Below are 16,471 nucleotides of genomic sequence, written 5' to 3'. Positions count from 1 at the left end.
CTCTAACGTCGAGGGCGATGGACGGGTCGATCCAGGGGGTCGCGCGACATCTGCGCGCGCAGGCTGACGCGCTCGCGGACGCGGTCCTCGCGCGTGTGCAGGCCGACTCGCCGGGCGATGGCGGCGCGGCGACGCCCGACGCGGCGACCTTGCGCAACCTGCGGCTCGGCGCGCGCGCCGCGGTCGACTTCTTCCTCGCGCGACTGGACGCCGACGGCGGCCAGGCACCCGACACGAGCCTGTTCGTCGCCCACGGCCGCGCCCAGCAGGCGGCCGGCCGCTCGCTCTCGGAGCTGCTCGCCTTCTACCGCCTCGGCGGACTGGCGATGTGGGAGGGCGCGCAGGCGATCCCGGTCAGCCGCACGCTGCCGCAGGATGCGATCTTCGCGCTCGGCGCCGAGGTGCTGGAGACGGTCGACCGGCTGTCGGTCGCCGCCGTCGAGGGCTTCACGGCGCAGGAGGCCGAGACGCTGCGGCTGGAGCTGGCACGGCGCGACCGACTCGTCTCGCTGCTGCTGAGCGACCGCCCCAGCGGTGCCGACCAGCTCGCCGCGGCGGCCGGCGCGGCGGCGTGGACGCTGCCGGCGCGCGTGCGCGTCGCGGTCGCCGCGCTGCCGGCCGATCCGCCGCCGGGCAGCGGCTTGGCCGGACCCGCGCGCGTGCTGACCGCGACCGTCGACGGCGGCCGCCGCGCGCTCGTCGTCGCCGACGACGAGGAGTGCGAGCGCTGGCTGCTGCGCGCGGCGCGTGCGCAGCAGCTGGAGGCGCCGCTGGCGGTCGGGCCTGCGGTCGCGCCGGCGCACGCGGCCCGCAGCCTGCGCCGCGCGACCGCGCTGCTGGAGCAGGCGCCCGCCTCCGTCGACGGGGTGCTGCGCTGCGACGACCACGAGATCGACCTGCTGCTGGGCGCGGCGCCGGAGCTGGCGCGCGCGATCGTGGCGCGGCGGCTCGACGCCTTCGAGGCGCTGCCGGCGGCGCAGCGCGAGCGCCTGCTGGAGACGCTGCGCGGCTGGCTGGCCCATCCGGCACGGCCGCAGGCGATCGCCGACGAGCTGGGCGTCCACGTGCAGACCGTGCGCTACCGGCTGCGGCAGCTGCGCGACCTGCTCGGCGATGCGCTCGACGATCCGGAAGCGCGCTTCGAGCTGAGCGTCGCGCTGCGCGCGCGATCGCTCAGCAAATAGGCACCCTGCCCTATTCGAACTCGCGCAGGTAACGCTCGAATTGCCGCATGTGGCCCTCTTCGTCGCGCAGGATGTCGATCACCATGTCCTGCGTCGCCCAGTCGACGCCGTCGCACGCCTCGATGATGCGCGTGTAGTGCTCGATCGCGCCGGCCTCGGCTTCGATCACGCCCTTGATCACGGTGACGACGTCGGTCGTGTCGTCGGGCGGCTGCAGGAAGCTCTGCTCGGCGGTGAACTCCATCGAGCCGGGCGTCGTGCCGTACAGCTCCTTGATCCGCTGCGCGAACGCTCTCGCGTGGCCGAGCTCGTCGGTCACGTCGGCGTTGAGCGCCTCGGCGATCTCATCGGCGCGGATGCCGTCGAGGTTGGAGGCGTTGGCGAGATAGCTCATCACCGTCTCGATCTCCATCCAGTACGCGCGCGTCAGCAGCGCGACGATCTCCTGCCGCTTGGCAACGTGTCTTTCGGCCAGGATTCCGGCCGAGGCGTTCCGCGTCGTGGGCATCGCTGCGCTCCCTTCCAAGCTCCGCGACCGACCACCGGCCGCCCTTGGAAGATGAAGCTAGCGCGACGCGTCAGAGCTGTCGAGCGGAGCGACCGGCGCGCACGTGACCTGCTGGCGCGCGCACCACGCGGTGAAGCGGCCCTCGGGCGTGTCGAGCCAGTCGTGCAGGTCGCGCTCGAAGCGCAGCCAGCGACGGGCGCGGAAGCCGACGAGGGGAAAGTCTTCGGTGTGCTCGATCGTGATCTCAGACATTTGGTTAGGTCGCCCTAAGTAGGTGGCCCTAATGTAGCACCGAGACCGAGCCTGTGCAGCCGGTGTCCGCAGACGGACGCGCGACGTGGCGCGCGAGGGCGGCGGCGCGACGCCGCCGCCCTCGCCCCTCCCTACTTCTTGCAGCCGGCGATCGACAGCTTCGCCGCGCGCTGCACGAGCTTGCCGTTCTGCGCCCGCAGCGTCTGACGTGCGCGCGCGTTGCGGGCCGCCCGCGTGCAGAGGCCGCTCGACGCCACGCCGACCGGCGAGCTGCTCGCCGGCAGCGTCAGCGAGAAGCGCGACAGCGGCACGTCGGGGATCGTGTCGAACGTCGTCGTCAGCTGCCCGCCGCGGATCGTCACCTTGCCGATCAGGTCGATCGCGACGTCGCCGCGCAGCTGCACGACGATGTCGGGCAGCGCCCGCGCCGGGTTTCTGACGAAGAAGGCCGGGCCGCGCAGCGGGTCGCGCAGCAGCGACGTGACCGCCGCGCCGCTGCCGATCCGCGCCGCCGCGCCGCAGCTGCCGGCATCGTAGGCCGCCTGCGAGCACGCTCTTCTGACGATCTCCAGGCGGGCGTTGATCGCCTTCGGCAGCTCCAGCCGCACGCTGCGGCTGGCGGCCTGTCCGGCCGGCTGCACGAGCGTCGCGGTCAGCGCCGTCGGCTTTCTCGGCGCCGTCCGCCCTCTGCCGCCGACGACCACGCGCAACCTCGGCGTGTACGGCAGGCTGCCGCAACCGGCCGCCTGGTAGCGCACCGACGCGTTCGCGACCGCGCCGCCGGCGGCCGCGATCGCGGCGCCGACCGCGCGCGGGGCGCAGCTCGTCGGGTTGACCATGAAGCCGGCGCGGTCGATCGCGATCCGCACCGAGCGGATCTGCAGCGGGATCCCCTTCAGGATCGTCGGGAGCGGATCGGAGACGATCCGCAGCGCCGCCGTGTGCAGGTCGACGAAGACCGCCGCACGCACGACGACGGTGCCGAGGTCGAACGGCCCGGCCTGCGCCGGCACGACGATCACGAGGCTGTACGGCGCGCCTCTGTAGGCGCCAGCGACGTAGACCCTCCCCGGCAGCCCGAACGGCTGCGCGCCGGGGCCGGCGCTCGCCTGCGCCGAGCCGACGCGTGACTGCTCGCCGCAGGTGCCGGTGACCGTCTGCGCCTCGGCGCAGCGCGGCACCTCGCCGATCCGCGGCATCACGCCGGCGGGCAGCGCGACGTCGATCGAGCGCAGCAGGTCGTCGCCGTCGCCGCGCCCGAACGTGAGCGTGAACGGGCTCGCCGCGCCGGCAGCCGCGCTGGCCGAGCCGGCCGACAGCGTCGGCGCGAAGCCGGCGGGGCACGGCCCCGCGACCTCGAAGGCGTCGGTCGAGACGGCCGCCGCGCCGCCGCCGTACGGGGTCAGCTCGAAGCGCGACTCGGCCGGCCCGCACTGGCGCGAGTTGGCGAGCACCGCGCGCTGACCGCCCTTCAGCGTCAGCCTGAGGCTGCGGAACGGCAGCTGCGGGTTCTCGTCGAAGGTCGCCGTCAGGCGGCCGCTGACCGGGTCGGCGTCGATCCGGCCGGGCAGCTTCAGCCGCACGCCGTCGCGCTCGGCGACCAGCACCAGTCGCAGCAGCTGCGCCGGCGTCGGGTCGGCGAGGAAGACGCCGCCGACCAGCGGCTGGGTCAGCAGCGGCGAGTCGATCGAGACCTCGCCGATCTTCGACGCCGCCGGGCAGGCGACCGGCCCGGCCGCCCCGAGCGCGAGCTGCGCGTCGGAGCAGGTCGCCAGCCCGTCGGCGACCGCCGGCGAGACGACCGTCCCGGCCGGGAGCTGCACGACCGCCTGCCGCAGCTGCGGCGTGGCGATGCCGTCGGGGTCGGTGTTCTGCGGCACCGTCAGCTCGACCTCGTAACCCGACGGCGCGCCGGCCTGCGGCGCGGTCGCGCGGGCTCTGCCGGTGGCCGGGAAGGCCAGCCTGTCGCAGCCGGTCAGCGGCGGCAGCGCCGCCTCGGCGGTCGCCGGCCGGCCCGGGTTCGCGTACTCGCTGACGGCCAGCGTGACCGGCGGCTGCGGACCGCAGACGGTCGCGTTGGTCATGAACGGCGCGCGCGGCGTCGTCGCGGCGTTTCCGCCCTCCTCGTCGCCGCAGTTCACCCCCATGCCGAAGAGATCGGCGCAGGCGCGGCCGCGCATCGCGTCATGCGACGGGTCGGCCGGAACGCCCCAGAAGGTCAGGTCGTTCTCGATCAGCGGCGCGATCGCCGGCAGCGAGTCGATGATCGTGCGCAGCCCGTAGTCGCCGCCGGAGCGGACCTCGACCTGCAGCCGCACGGTCAGCAGCCCGGCGGCGGTGAAGCCGAACTCGGCCGGCGCGCCCTGCGAGGGCACGACGTTGAAGACCGGCGACCACATCTCGTCGGCGAGGCCGGTGCGCAGGCGCACCGTGCCGATCTGCGTCGCGAGGTCGCATCTGGGGAACGCGCTCGCCGGGCAGCGCGGCGCCGCCGTGGGGTCGCCGACCAGGCCGGGCGGCAGGTCGACGACGACCGACTCGGCGATGCCGAACGGCTTGAACCTGACCATCCCGTAGTAGGGGTCGGACGGGTCGACGGCGGCGTTTCTGAGCGTGAATCTGACGTTCACGTCGGGGTGACCGCCGGCCTGCGCGGTGCTGAGGCTGGCCGTGAAGCTGTCTGGTTCCAGCCCGAACTCGCCGGCGCGCGCGGTCGCGGTCGCGGCGAGCGCCGCGATCAGCGCGACGCACAGCGCCGCGAGCGCCCGCAGGCGCACCGCAGTGATCGTCGTTCTCATCGTCCTCTCCCGGCCGTCGTCTTCAGCACGTAGGTCGCGCGCGCGGCGCCGACGCCGGCGCGATGCACGACCTCGATCCGCACGCGCAGGCTGCCGCGGCGCGTCAGCGTCGCGCGCGCCCGCTTGCCGAGCCGCAGCGACAGCGTCGTGCGACCGGCCGCTCTCACCGTCCGCGCGGCGCTGCCGCTGCGGACCCAGCGCGTCCCGATCCGCGCGCTGACGGTCACGCTGAGGCGCCCGGCAGCCGTCGCGGTGAGCGGCAGCGCGATCGTGCCGCCGTGGGCGAGCTTGCGCTTCGCGGCCGCCGACAGGCGCCCGAGCTTGACGGCCGGCTCGGCCGGCCAGCTCGCCTCGGGCGCGTCAGCGTCGCCCGGCCCGCTGTCGGCCGCGCTGCCCGCGGGCGGCGGGGCCGGTTGGGCGACCGGCGCGCCTTGGCAGTCGTCGCCGGCGCAGGTCGGCTGCTGGGCCGCCGGGGCGGGGAAGCCGCCGCCGACGCGGGCGCTGTAGACCTTGACGTGGTCGTCGACGATCCACGGCAGCAGTCTGTCGGCGTCGCGGAAGAAGACGGTGCCGTCGCGGCTGACGCCGGCCAGCTCGGAGTAGCGGTCGAGCGTGCCCGACGAGATCAGCGAGACGGTCCCGTCACGCCAGCCGTAGACGTCGACTCTGCCGTTGGTGTCCGCCTCGACGACGCCGTCGCCGGTCTGGAAGAAGAGCTGCTCACCGTCGTCGGAGATGCGCGACAGCGACGTCATGCGCCGCTCGGGCGGGAGGCCGAAGTCGGCGAAGACGCCGGTGCCGTCGGCGCGGCAGGAGACGCAGACGACGCCGTCGGCGGCGGTCGCGCGCACGATCGTCGGCGCGCCGCCGGCGTAGTCGCCGACCGCGTTCGGCTCGATCCACGCGAGCACGCGGCCGTCGGGGGTCAGCTGCGTCTGCTGGGGGCTGGTGTAGGCGCGCGTGAAGGTGAAGCTGCCCGCCGGGCCGGCCTCGACCAGCCGCGCGCGATCGCCCGCGGTCCACTTCCACAGCAGGCGCGTGCCGGCGCCGGCGCTGGTCGAGAACCAGGCGGCGCGGCCGTCGTCGGAGGCGATCGCGCTCAGGACGTCGCCGCCGCTCTGCGACGCGGGGGCGCTGACGCGGCTCAGCTCGCCGCGCGCGACGTCGTAGCGGTAGAGGTCGACCGCGCCGTTGGTGTCGGAGGCGAGCACTCTGACCGCGGTCGTGAAGAAGACGGCCGAGCCGTCGAGCGCGTTGCCGACGTAGGTGGCCGCGCCGTCGGCGCCGCCGCCGGCGGGGGCCGAGAGGTCGATCGTCGTGCCGTCGCGCCAGAGCTGGACGTGGCGGCGGTGGGCGCCGCAGTCGTTGTTGCTCAGCACGATCGTCGCGCCGTCGCGGGAGACGCCGCTCTGGTCGTTGGTGCCGGGCCCGTTGCCGTCTCCGAGGACGGCGCCGCAGGCGGCGATCGCGGGCGCGTCGTCGCCGACCGACTCGACCTCGCCGTCGCGCCAGCGGTAGACGCCGGAGCTGCTGGGGACCGCCGGGTAGGGATCGCCGAGCGATCTGACGACGAGCGTGCGGAGGTCGCCGGAGCCGGCGAGGTACTCGACGGGAGTGCCGACCTTCGTCCAGCTGCCGTCGGCGTCGCGCACGCTCAGCAGGTCTCTGCTGAAGGCGGGCCCCGATGGCGCCTCGACGACGATCCGCGAGAGGTCGTCGGTCGCGTCGTCGAGCGTCGCGAGGTAGCTGAAGTCGCCGCCGGGCGGCGTCCCGAGGATCCGCGTGACCTTCCAGCCGTCCGCGCCGCGCGCGGCGAGGTGGATGCCGAGGATGTCGTTGAGCGAGGTGAGGACCGCGTGGTCGCCGCCGGGCAGCGTCCAGGCGTAGTCGAAGTCGAGCCCTCTCGACTCCAGCGGCGAGACCAGCTCGTAGGCGCGCCCGTCGGGCAGCGCCGCGGCGCCGGCCGCGGCCGGCAGCGCGGCGGCGATGGTGGCGACCGTGAGCGCGCGCACGGCGACGCTCCGGCCGAAGGCCAGCTTCATGGGGGGATTCCTCTCTCTCCTACAACTCCCTCGCCGGCCTCGCGACCGGTCGGAAAGCCCTGGTGGAGGACACAATAAACATAGTTGTCTCGGCCGCGCAAGGAGGCGTCTGACAAGCCGTTTTCAGGCTGAACGAATGCGTTCAGAGAGGTGTGCGAAAACGCTCAGCCGGCCGGCGCCGCGACGGCGTCGCGGCGCGCGTGCTTCGCCTCGTAGAGGCGCCTGTCGGCGCGTGCGAGCACCGCGTCGAGCGTCTCCCCTCGCTCCCACGCGGCGATGCCGGCCGACCAGGCGCCCGCGTGCGCCGCGCGCATCCGCTGCACCGCGACCTCGGCGTCCTCCTCGGACGTCGCCGGGAAGAGCGCGACGAACTCGTCGCCGCCGAAGCGGGCGAGCAGGTCGCCGGGGCGCAGCGCGCGCTCCCACGCCTGCGCCAGCTCCCGCAGCAGCCGGTCGCCGGCGGCGTGGCCGTGCTCGTCGTTGACGTGCTTGAAGCCGTCGAGGTCGAGCAGCGCGATCGCGAGCGGGTTGCCGGTGCGGCCGGCGAGCGCCAGCTCGCGCGTCGCCGCCTTCGTGAAGCCGTTGCGGTTCAGCAGCCCGGTGAGGTGGTCGCCCTCGGCCTGCGAGCGCAGCCGCTCGCTGAGCGAGCCGAGCGCGATCGCGGCGGTCCACAGCGTCACCGACATCATCACGAACTCGATCAGCGTGCCCGGCAGGTCGGCGACGACGACCGCGACGCCGAGGCCGATCGTCATCGCCGCGACGTGCAGACGGATCGCCCGCCGCTCGAAGAAGATCGCGACGAAGACGGCCAGCCAGGCGAGCGACCAGGCCGTCATCATCAGCCCGCCGTTGGTCGCCGACTGGCTGATCAGCACGCTCGCCGCGCAGGTCACGAACAGGACCGCGCCGTGGAGCGCCCAGCGCGGCGCGTGCGCCCCGGCCGCCAGCAGCGCGAAGCCGACCGCGAAGCCGATCGGCGCGAAGATCCGGCCCAGCTCGACCGGCGCTCTGTCGGTCAGCGGGAAGAGCACGCCGAGCAGGCAGCAGAACGCCGCCACGAGCAGCAGCACACCGAGCGCGGCGACCTCCGTCGGAAGCCCCGCGCGCCAGTGGCGCAGCCGTCGCAGCAGTCGGGCGGAGACCGGCTTCTGCCTGGTCTCCCGTGCGCTCGCCCGAGATCGGTCCATCTCGAACTGATTCGGCAGCGGAGGCCTCCTCCTTGAGCGGAGGAGGCCGCGATCCGCGCCGGACGTCAGCCGAAGCGGCCGCTGATGTACGCCTCCGTCGCCGGGTTGGCCGGGCGCGAGAAGATCGTCTCGGTGTCGTCGAGCTCGACCAGCTGGCCGGGATCGCCCGATCTGTCGATGTTGAAGAAGGCGGTGTAGTCGCTCGCGCGCGCCGCCTGCTGCATGTTGTGCGTGACGATCGCGATCGTGTAGCGGTTCTTCAGCTCCGCGATCAGGTTCTCGATCGCGACCGTCGCGATCGGGTCGAGCGCCGAGCAGGGCTCGTCCATCAGCAGCACGTCGGGCTCGACCGCGGTCGCGCGGGCGATGCAGAGGCGCTGCTGCTGACCGCCGGAGAGGCCGGAGCCGGGCTTGTCGAGGCGGTCCTTGACCTCGTTCCAGAGGTGGGCGCCTCTGAGCGCTCTCTCGACGATCTCGTCGAGCTCCTTGCCCTTCAGCTTGCTGCGGTTCAGCTTCAGACCGGCCGCGACGTTGTCGTAGATCGACATCGTCGGGAACGGGTTCGGCTGCTGGAAGACCATCCCGATCTGGCGACGCACGGCGACCGGGTCAGTGCCGCTGGCGTAGATGTCGCGGCCGTCGAGCTCGACGTTGCCGTCGACGTACGCCCCTCTGACAAGCTCGTGCATGCGGTTGAGCGAGCGCAGGAAGGTCGACTTGCCGCAGCCCGAGGAGCCGATCAGCGCCGTCACCTTGTTCGGCTTGATCGTCATCGAGACGCCTCTGACGGCGTGAAAGGCGCCGTAGTAGATGTCGAGGTCTCTGACCTCGATGCTCTTCGCGGCGACCGTGGGGGCCGTCGACGTCACGCTCGCACCGGCCGCTCCGACCGCCTGGCCGAGCGGGACGGAGGGCACCTCGGTCTGCTCGCTCGTGCGGACGTCCGCGGAGGGCTCGGTCATGTCAGTCGTTCCTCTCGGTTCCATCATTGCGTTGCCTCAGCGCGATCTGACGCCGAAGCGGGCGGACACGACACGCGCGAGCAGGCTGAGGACCATGACGATCAGCAGGAGCGTCAAGGCCGCGGCCCATGCGCGGGCGATGTAGGGATCTCTCGGGACGCCCGGGTTGGCGTACTGGTTGTAGGCGAAGACGGCGAGGTTCTCCATCCGTCCGCCGAAGGGGTTCGCGTTGACCGACGTCACCGCGCCGGTCGTGATCAGCAGCGGCGCGGTCTCGCCGACGACGCGGGCGATCGCGAGCATGCACCCTGTGACGATGCCCGCGAAGGCCGTCGGCAGAACCACCTTCACGATCGTCAGCCACTTCGGCACGCCGAGGCCGTAGGCGGCCTCGCGCAGGTGGTTCGGCACGACCCGCAGCATCTCCTCGGTCGAGCGCACCACGATCGGGATCATCAGCAGGCACAGCGCGACCGAGCCGATCACGCCCATGCGGATGCCGGGGCCGAAGATCAGCGCGAAGAGCGCGTAGGCGAAGAGGCCGGCGACGATCGACGGGATCCCCGTCATCACGTCGACGAAGAAGGAGATCGATCTCGCGAGCTTGCCGCCGCGGCCGTACTCGTGCAGGTAGATCGCCGCCAGCACGCCGACCGGGACCGACGCGAGCGTCGCCAGGCCGGTGATCACGAGCGTGCCGACGATCGCGTGCTGGACGCCGCCGCCGGCGCCGACGACGCCGCGCATCGACTCGCTGAAGAGCGTCATGTCGAACCGCTCCATGCCGCGGTCGACGACGGTCCAAAGCAGCGAGATCAGCGGTGCGACGGCGAGCGCGAAGGCACCGGTGACGGCGACCGTGACCATCCGGTCGCGGGCGCGGCGCGAGCCTTCGACCGCGATCGACCACGGGATCAGCACGAGCGTCACGACGGCCAGCGCGATCAGCACGCCGACGATCGGCGGGAGCCCGGCGATCACGCCGGCGACGCCGAGCACGACGCCGGCGCCGGATGCCGCGCCGGGCACCCACGTGGGCAGGACCTTGTGGGCTGCCCAGTCGGCGGAGGTCGTCGCGCTCATCGTCCCTCTCTCTTCTCGCGGCGGCTGATGACCGCGCGCGCGGCCATGTTGACGATCAGGGTGATCGCGAACAGGACGAGGCCCGAGGCGATCAGCGCGTTGATCGCGATGCCCGACGACTCGGGGAAGTCGAGCGCGATGTTGGCGGCGATCGTCGACGGGTTGGTCGAGCTGATCAGGTTGAAGGTGACGACGCCGGAGACCGAGAGGATGATCGTGACCGCCATCGTCTCGCCGAGCGCGCGGCCGAGGCCGAGCATCGAGCCGGAGATGACGGCCGAGCGGCCGAACGGCAGGACGGCCATCTTGACCATCTCCCAGCGCGTCGCGCCGAGCGCCAGCGCGGCCTCCTCGTGGGCGCGCGGCGTCTGCATGAAGACCTCGCGGGCGATCGCCGTGATGATCGGCAGGATCATCACCGCGAGCACTATGCCGGCGACGAGCATCGTGCGGCCGGTGACCGAGGCCGGTCCTTCGAAGAACGGGAGCCAGCCGACGTTGTCGGCCAGCCAGGTGTTGATGTCCTTCGACGCCGGCGCGAGCACCGAAACGCCCCAGAGGCCGTAGACGACCGACGGGACGGCGGCCAGCAGGTCGATCACGTAGCCGAGTCCCGAGGCGATGCGGCGCGGCGCGTAGTGGCTGACGAACAGCGCGATCGCGACCGCGAACGGGACGGCGATGATCGCCGCCAGCGTCGCCGCCAGCACGGTCCCGAACGCGAGCGGGGCGATGTAGTCGACGAGCCCCTCGCCGCCGGGGATCTCTCTCGCGGAGGCGGTGATCGCCGGCCACGCCTCGACCAGCAGGAAGATCGCGACGCCGGCGAGCGCCACGAGAATCAGGATGCCGGCGCCCTTGGAGCCGCCGGCGAAGATCCGGTCGCCCGGACGCTGGGGTATCCCACCGCGGCGTTCGATCGCCCGCCGCGTGACGTCGTTTGGTTCTGCGCTCGCGCTCATCGCATGGTTTCTGTGGGGAGGAAGCGAGCGGGCGGCCGAGGCCGCCCGCTCACCAGGGTCCTTGCGCTATCTGGCCCCGATCGCGTCAACGGCGGGCTGCAGCTCGGTGCGCAGTGCATCCGAGAGCGGCGCCGAACCGGCGGCGGAGGCGGCGGTCTCCTGCCCCTCCGGGCTGATCAGGTACGACATGTACGCTCTGACGATCGCGCCGGTGTTGGCGTCGTCGTAGTGCGTGCACGCCACGCCGTAGGAGACGAGCACGGCCGGGTAGGTGCCCGTCGCCGTCGTGTCGCGTCTCAGGTCGTACGCGAAGACGTAGTCGCCCTCGCCCTCGACGCGTCTGGACTCCTCGAGGATCGCCGCGGCGGCCTCGGGCGTCGGGCCGACGAACTCCTCGCCGACCTGCAGCAGCGCGACGCCGAGGTCGCCGGCCTGCGAGGCGTCGGCGTAGCCGATCGTGCCCTCGCCGGCGGAGACGGCCTCGACGACGCCGGAGGTGCCGTCGGCGGACTCGCCGCTTCTCGTCGGCCAGTCACCGCTGACCTCGGCTCTCCAGACGTCGGGGGCGACGGTCGAGAGGTACTCGGCGAGGTTCTCGGTCGTGCCGGACTCGTCAGAGCGGTGGACCGGCGTGACCGCCGTGTCGGGCAGCTCGACGTCCGGGTTCTCTCTGGCGATCGCCGGGTCGTTCCAGTTTCTGATCTCGCCGAGCAGCATCGCGGCGGCGGTGGCCGGCGACAGTCTCAGCTCCTCCACGCCCGGGAGGTTGTAGATGATCGCGATCGGCGAGATGTAGACCGGCACCTCGACGACGTTGGTGCACTGTCTCGCGGCGGCTCTCAGCTCCTCCGCGTCGAGCGCCGAGTCGGTGCCCGCGAAGGCGGTGCCGCCGGCGATGAACTGCTCGCGGCCGCCGCCCGAGCCGATCGGGTCGTAGGAGACCGTCACGCCGGAGTTGGCTTCCTGGAAGCCGGCGATCCACGCCTCGGCTGCAGCGGCCTGGGAGGAAGCGCCCGCGCCGGCGATCTGGCCGGACAGGTCAGCGGTGGCCGCGGCCGTGCTGGCACCGCCGCTGCTGGTGCTCGCGCTGCTGTCGTCGCTGTCGTCGCCGCATGCCGCGACGCCGATCGCGAGGGCGGCGCAGGAGAGCAGCGCCGTCGTCTTGCGTGGGAATCTCACAGAAGCTCCTTGGTCCTCACTTCGGTTTGCGTATTCACCACAGCAGGACACGGTTGCCAGTCTGTTACCGAAAGGTCGCCGGGATGTGACCTTCTTGTGAACACAGCGCGGCAACGCCATGACCACAGCGCTTTCACGATCGGTTCACGATTCGGTAACTCGGCTGTCACCGATCCATCGCATCCTGTGCCGCGTGAGTCGACCGGAGCCGAGAGAGCGACTGCGCGCTGGCGCGTTGGAAGTGCAGCCTGCCGGATACACCGCCCGCGCGGACGGTCGCGTCATACCGCTGACGCCGCGCGAGTTCGAGCTGCTCACCGCGCTGATGCGTCGCCCCGACGAGGTGCTCTCGCGCGAGCTGCTCTACAGACTCTGCTGGGGTCAGGAGATGTCGCCCAGCGACCGCGCCGTCGACGTCTACGTGCGCAAGCTGCGCGCGAAGCTCGACCGGGCGCTGCCGGAGTGGATGTTCATCCACACCCACTACCGACTCGGTTACCGTTTCTCTCCTCAGCGGCTCGCGTCCGACGACGCGACGGAAGACAACAGGTCGGTGGCCAAGGGAAGGGTTGGATGAACGACAGCGCGCAGCAGCTCTCCGGTGATCGCAGAGATCTGCGCGCGAGCTTCCGCCAGGAGCTGGCCGACCTCGAGGGCCTCGCCCTCGACGGCCTCGACATGGCGATCATGCAGCTGCAGCGCGCGACCGAGGCGGTCGAGCACCAGGACATGGCGCTCGCGACCGCCGTCGTGCAGGGCGACGACGAGATCGACCAGCGCTACCTGATGCTGCATGAGCGGCTGCTGGCGCTGCTGGCGCTGCAGGCGCCGGTCGCCGCCGATCTGCGCCTGATCGCGGCGCTGTTCCACGTCGCGGTGACGATGGAGCGGATGGGCGACCAGTGCGTCAACGTCGCGAAGCTGATCCCGCTCGACGGCCACCATCCGCCGGTCCACGCGATCCTGCTCGAGGAGCTGGGCGTGATGGGGCGGCTCGTCGCGGCCGAGGTCGCGCAGGCCAAGCGCGCCTTCGAGACGCGCGACCTCGCGCTCGCGCGCGACCTGCTGCTGGAGGACCGCGACGTCAACGAGCTGAACCGCCGCGTCTTCCACTTCGCGTGGCAGAGCGGGGCCGACCCCGAGACGCGCGAGTGGGCGATGCACATGATCCTCGCCGCGCGCGCGATCGAGCGGATCGGCGACCAGGCGATCGACGTCGGCGAGCAGCTGGCGTTCGTGCTGACGGGAACCTTCGAGGAGTTCCGCGACTCCTCGCACCCGTCGGCCAGCGACGCCGCCGACGCGATATAGCCCGCCTCAGCGCGTGCGCGCCGCGCTGCGCACGGGCTCGAGGCCGAAGCTGACGCGGACCGTTCTGCCGGCCGGCGTCGCGATCGTCGCGATCACGCGCAGCCTTCCCTGCGTGCGCACGACGCGCACCTTCGCGCGCGGGTGCAGCGTCACGCGCAGCCGCACCAGCTCGCCGGCCGCGGCGCTGCCGCGCGCGCGGCCGATCGTCGTCGAGCGCAGGCCGAGCGCGCGCGCCGCCTTGCGCGAGATCGTCAGGGGCGCGTCGATGCGGCACGCGACCGAGCAGCGCATCCACAGGCTCGAGCGGCCGGCGGCGACGAGCGCGACGGGGCGGTTCTGCTCGCGCCGGCCGGTCACGACGAGCGTCGCGCCGGGCGCCGGCTGCGCGCCCGGGCCGGGCTGTGGCTGGGGCTGCGGGTCGGGTTGCGGGTGCGGATGCGGTCTCGGCTGCGGGTCGGGATCGGGCTGCGGTCTCGGCTGCGGATCGGGATCCGGGTCGGGATCGGGATCGGGGCCGGGCGGCAGCGCCGGCAGCACGGCGGCGGTCGTCGGCGTGAACGCGGTCATGCCGGCGTCGCCGGCCGGGTCGCCGCCGAGCGCGTAGGTCGCGCGCACGCGCAGGCCGTACCCGGCGTCGGCGCTGGTCGGCGTGTAGTCGGCGCCGGTCGCGCCGGCGATCTCCCAGCAGGCGCCGAGCGCGTCGCAGCGCTGCCACTGGCGGCTCACCGCGGCGGGCGCGGCGCCGGTCAGCGGCTCGCCGACACGCGGCGTGCCGACGGGCGCGGGCGCGGCGCCGCGGATCGTCGCGGTCGCGCCGGTCAGGTCCGGTCTCGGCGTCGCTCTGCCGCCGCTCAGCACGAGCTGGAAGTCGCGGTCGCCGACGGCCGCGTCACCGGCGAGCAGCGGCACCGTCACGCGCGCCGTTCGCTGGCCGCCGGTCATCAGGACGCTGCCGCTGGAAGCCTCGTAGTCGACGCCCGCTGTGGCGCTGCCGTCGGCGGTCGTCCAGTCGATCCAGACGGGGCTGCCGCCGCTCGCGCGGGTCAGCGCGAAGGTCGCGAGCCCGGCGCGCCGGTCGACGGCGATCGGCGCCGCGGAGACGGTGTCGGCGCCGCCCGTGCCGGCGAGGCAGCGGACGACCCGCCAGCCGTCGACGACCACGATGTCGTAGAGGCCGCCGTTGCAGGCCTCGTCGCCGTCGATCGTTCTGGTCGTCGCGCGGTTGCGGATCGTGCCGGTCGCCGCGCCGCGCGCGAACTCGACGCCGTCGCCGCCCGCGTCGCTCAGCGCCAGCCCGACGGTCAGGTCGTCGCCCGCGCCCGCGCGGGAGGTGACCGGCAGCTCGACGGTCGTCGTCGTCTCGTCGGCTTCCAGCACGACGAGCGCGTCGAGCGCCGTGTAGTCGCTGCCGGCGACGGCCGTGCCGCCGCCCGTTCTCGCACGCAGGAACAGCGGGCTGCCCGCCTCCGGCCGCCGGATCGTGAAGGCGAGCGTCGCGCCGCCGCTCGTGCCGCGCGTGACGGTCGCGTCCTCGATCGCGACGCGCTGCCAGTCGCGGATCGCGCCGTCGTCGCAGCTCAGCAGCTCGCGGCCGTCGACGGTCGCCGCCGTGAAGGCGGTGCCGTCGCAGGCGGCGGCGCCATCCGGCGCCGGCGCGACGACGGGACCGGCGGCGTCGCGCTCGCCGATGTCGCTGCCGCCATCGGTGACGGGCGTCGTGGTGCGCACGCGCAGCGTCTCGCCGAGGTCGGCGGCGCGGGCCGTGTAGCTCTGGCCGCCGGCGCCGGGGATCGCCAGGCAGGCGCCCTGCGCGTCGCAGCGGAACCAGGCGTAGGAGGCGGCGCCGGGCGCGGCGGCGAGGGTGGCGCCGATCCGCGGCGCGCCGCTGACGGCGGCACCTGGCCGCTGCACCGTCGCGGTCGCTCTGACGGGGACGAGCGCGCTTCTGTCGGCGTTGTAGGCGGCGACCGTCGTCCCCGGTCTGTCGGTCGTCAGCTCGAGCGAGAAGGTGCGCCCGGCGGCGGCTTGCGGATCGATCGGGACCGCGATCGTGAGGCTGTGCTGGTCGGTGCGCAGCGACACTCTGCCGCTCGTCGCCGTGTAGTCCTCGCCCGCTCTGGCCGTCCCATCGACGGTCGCGTAGGCGATGTAGTAGGAGCCGTAGTCGTCGACGTCGGCCGGGCGCGTGACGGTGAAGGTCGCGACGCCCGCGCGCGGGTCGACGACCGGCTCGCCGACGACCGGTGTGAAGATGCGGCCGAGGCAGGCGACCGCTCTGCCGCCCTCGGGACGCGTGCCGAGGCTGTAGAAGCCGCCGTCGCACATGTAGTCGCCGTCGGGGCTGGCCTCGGCGCTGTAGAAGCGGTTGGCGATCCAGCCAGTCGCGTGGTCGCGCGCGAACAGCGCGACGCCGCTGGGGTCGGCCAGCGTCAGCCGCAGCGAGAGGTCGGAGCCGTGCGCCGCGAGCGAGCTGACCGGGACGTCGATCGTGCGCTGCGTCTCGTCGGCCTCGAAGACGAGCTGGCCGCTGCTGGCCGTGTAGTCGCCGCCGGCTCTCGCCGTGCCGTCGGCGGTCGCGTAGTCGAGCGCGAGCGGGTTGCCCGCCTCCGGACGCGCGACGGTGAAGCTGAGCGTCGCGCCGCCGCTGCTGCCGCGCACGACGCGCGCGTCGGCGACGCTCGCGCGCTGCCAGTCGCGCACGCGGCCGTCGTCGCAGCTGACGGCGTCGCGGCCAGCGACCGTCGTCGCCGTGTAGGCGGTACCGTCACAGGCGGCGACAGGGTCGGGGGTCGCCGCGGAGGCCGCGGGGGCGGCCAGCAGGAGCGAGATCAGCAGGGCGGCGGCGAGGCCCAGCGCGCGCGTGACGGAGGTCGACATCGACCCCGTTGTCGGCGGACCGTCAATAAGACTTGAGCGGGCGCGTGGACGCGCTGACCTGGCACCTCAAAGCGGTGTCGGGCAGCACCCGATCAGCCCGCAAAGCGCCGTTAAACGGATCCG

General features: G+C 73.2%; 13 protein-coding genes. 3 read left to right on the top strand and 10 right to left on the bottom strand.

The genetic code is table 11. From position 1 onward, the window contains the following. Nucleotides 1-17: 17 nt before the first annotated feature. Nucleotides 18-1,184, top strand: a complete 1,167-nt coding sequence (locus R7226_RS02635; protein WP_318595479.1) for a PucR family transcriptional regulator — start codon at nt 18-20, stop codon at nt 1,182-1,184. Between the two features lie 10 nt (nt 1,185-1,194). Here the strand turns inward: R7226_RS02635 and R7226_RS02630 are convergent, their stop codons facing one another. The 9 genes from R7226_RS02630 to pstS all read right to left on the bottom strand — a co-directional run bounded on the left by R7226_RS02630 (nt 1,195) and on the right by pstS (nt 12,160). Then, the gene (locus tag R7226_RS02630; protein ID WP_318595478.1) at nt 1,195-1,692 is read right to left on the bottom strand and encodes a ferritin-like domain-containing protein; all 498 of its coding nucleotides are present in this window, start codon (nt 1,690-1,692) and stop codon (nt 1,195-1,197) included. 57 nt (nt 1,693-1,749) lie between these two features. Continuing rightward, nucleotides 1,750-1,944 (bottom strand): hypothetical protein, encoded by a 195-nt coding sequence (locus R7226_RS02625; RefSeq protein WP_318595477.1) that lies wholly within the window; start codon nt 1,942-1,944, stop codon nt 1,750-1,752. A 131-nt stretch (nt 1,945-2,075) separates the two neighbouring features. Next, the gene (locus R7226_RS02620) at nt 2,076-4,742 is read right to left on the bottom strand and encodes a hypothetical protein (RefSeq protein WP_318595476.1); all 2,667 of its coding nucleotides are present in this window, start codon (nt 4,740-4,742) and stop codon (nt 2,076-2,078) included. Continuing rightward, a complete protein-coding gene (locus tag R7226_RS02615) occupies nt 4,739-6,784 on the bottom strand; it encodes a TolB-like translocation protein (protein ID WP_318595475.1) in 2,046 nt (681 codons plus the stop codon). Before R7226_RS02615 ends, R7226_RS02620 begins: the two co-directional genes overlap by 4 nt. A 164-nt stretch (nt 6,785-6,948) precedes the next feature. Then, on the bottom strand, nt 6,949-7,974 hold the full coding sequence (locus R7226_RS02610; RefSeq protein ID WP_318595474.1) for a GGDEF domain-containing protein: 1,026 nt from the start codon (nt 7,972-7,974) through the stop codon (nt 6,949-6,951). 65 nt (nt 7,975-8,039) lie between these two features. After that, nucleotides 8,040-8,936, bottom strand: a complete 897-nt coding sequence (gene pstB / locus R7226_RS02605) for a phosphate ABC transporter ATP-binding protein PstB (RefSeq protein WP_318595473.1) — start codon at nt 8,934-8,936, stop codon at nt 8,040-8,042. A gap of 36 nt (nt 8,937-8,972) precedes the next feature. Then, nucleotides 8,973-10,019 carry a phosphate ABC transporter permease PstA gene (gene pstA, locus R7226_RS02600; protein ID WP_318595472.1) on the bottom strand — a complete coding sequence of 349 codons (1,047 nt, stop codon included), beginning with the start codon at nt 10,017-10,019 and terminating at the stop codon, nt 8,973-8,975. Then, nucleotides 10,016-10,981: a phosphate ABC transporter permease subunit PstC gene (gene pstC, locus R7226_RS02595; RefSeq protein ID WP_318595471.1), complete on the bottom strand. Its 966-nt coding sequence runs from the start codon at nt 10,979-10,981 to the stop codon at nt 10,016-10,018. The genes pstA and pstC overlap by 4 nt, the downstream gene beginning before the upstream one ends. A 66-nt stretch (nt 10,982-11,047) precedes the next feature. After that, on the bottom strand, nt 11,048-12,160 hold the full coding sequence (gene pstS, locus R7226_RS02590) for a phosphate ABC transporter substrate-binding protein PstS (protein WP_318595470.1): 1,113 nt from the start codon (nt 12,158-12,160) through the stop codon (nt 11,048-11,050). A gap of 118 nt (nt 12,161-12,278) precedes the next feature. Between pstS and R7226_RS02585 the strand changes: the two genes are divergently transcribed. After that, nucleotides 12,279-12,737 (top strand): winged helix-turn-helix domain-containing protein, encoded by a 459-nt coding sequence (locus R7226_RS02585; protein WP_318595469.1) that lies wholly within the window; start codon nt 12,279-12,281, stop codon nt 12,735-12,737. Continuing rightward, the gene (gene phoU, locus R7226_RS02580) at nt 12,734-13,471 is read left to right on the top strand and encodes a phosphate signaling complex protein PhoU (RefSeq protein ID WP_318595468.1); all 738 of its coding nucleotides are present in this window, start codon (nt 12,734-12,736) and stop codon (nt 13,469-13,471) included. Before R7226_RS02585 ends, phoU begins: the two co-directional genes overlap by 4 nt. A 6-nt stretch (nt 13,472-13,477) precedes the next feature. Here the strand turns inward: phoU and R7226_RS02575 are convergent, their stop codons facing one another. Further along, a complete protein-coding gene (locus R7226_RS02575) occupies nt 13,478-16,348 on the bottom strand; it encodes a Calx-beta domain-containing protein (protein WP_318595467.1) in 2,871 nt (956 codons plus the stop codon). Between the last annotated feature and the right edge of the window lie 123 nt (nt 16,349-16,471).

Source organism: Conexibacter stalactiti, assembly GCF_033542075.1.
GTDB lineage: Bacteria > Actinomycetota > Thermoleophilia > Solirubrobacterales > Solirubrobacteraceae > Conexibacter > Conexibacter stalactiti.
This window is presented reverse-complemented; position numbering and strand designations above follow the sequence as displayed.

Bases quoted from the DNA above. Each gene is read 5' to 3' on its own strand.
- R7226_RS02635 (WP_318595479.1), top strand. From the start codon at position 18: ATGGACGGGTCGATCCAGGGGGTCGCGCGACATCTGCGCGCGCAGGCT.
- R7226_RS02630 (WP_318595478.1), bottom strand. From the start codon at position 1,692: ATGCCCACGACGCGGAACGCCTCGGCCGGAATCCTGGCCGAAAGACAC.
- phoU (WP_318595468.1), top strand. From the start codon at position 12,734: ATGAACGACAGCGCGCAGCAGCTCTCCGGTGATCGCAGAGATCTGCGC.
- R7226_RS02620 (WP_318595476.1), bottom strand. From the start codon at position 4,742: ATGAGAACGACGATCACTGCGGTGCGCCTGCGGGCGCTCGCGGCGCTG.
- R7226_RS02585 (WP_318595469.1), top strand. From the start codon at position 12,279: ATGACCACAGCGCTTTCACGATCGGTTCACGATTCGGTAACTCGGCTG.
- R7226_RS02575 (WP_318595467.1), bottom strand. From the start codon at position 16,348: ATGTCGACCTCCGTCACGCGCGCGCTGGGCCTCGCCGCCGCCCTGCTG.
- pstC (WP_318595471.1), bottom strand. From the start codon at position 10,981: ATGAGCGCGAGCGCAGAACCAAACGACGTCACGCGGCGGGCGATCGAA.
- R7226_RS02625 (WP_318595477.1), bottom strand. From the start codon at position 1,944: ATGTCTGAGATCACGATCGAGCACACCGAAGACTTTCCCCTCGTCGGC.
- R7226_RS02615 (WP_318595475.1), bottom strand. From the start codon at position 6,784: ATGAAGCTGGCCTTCGGCCGGAGCGTCGCCGTGCGCGCGCTCACGGTC.
- R7226_RS02610 (WP_318595474.1), bottom strand. From the start codon at position 7,974: ATGGACCGATCTCGGGCGAGCGCACGGGAGACCAGGCAGAAGCCGGTC.
- pstB (WP_318595473.1), bottom strand. From the start codon at position 8,936: ATGACCGAGCCCTCCGCGGACGTCCGCACGAGCGAGCAGACCGAGGTG.
- pstA (WP_318595472.1), bottom strand. From the start codon at position 10,019: ATGAGCGCGACGACCTCCGCCGACTGGGCAGCCCACAAGGTCCTGCCC.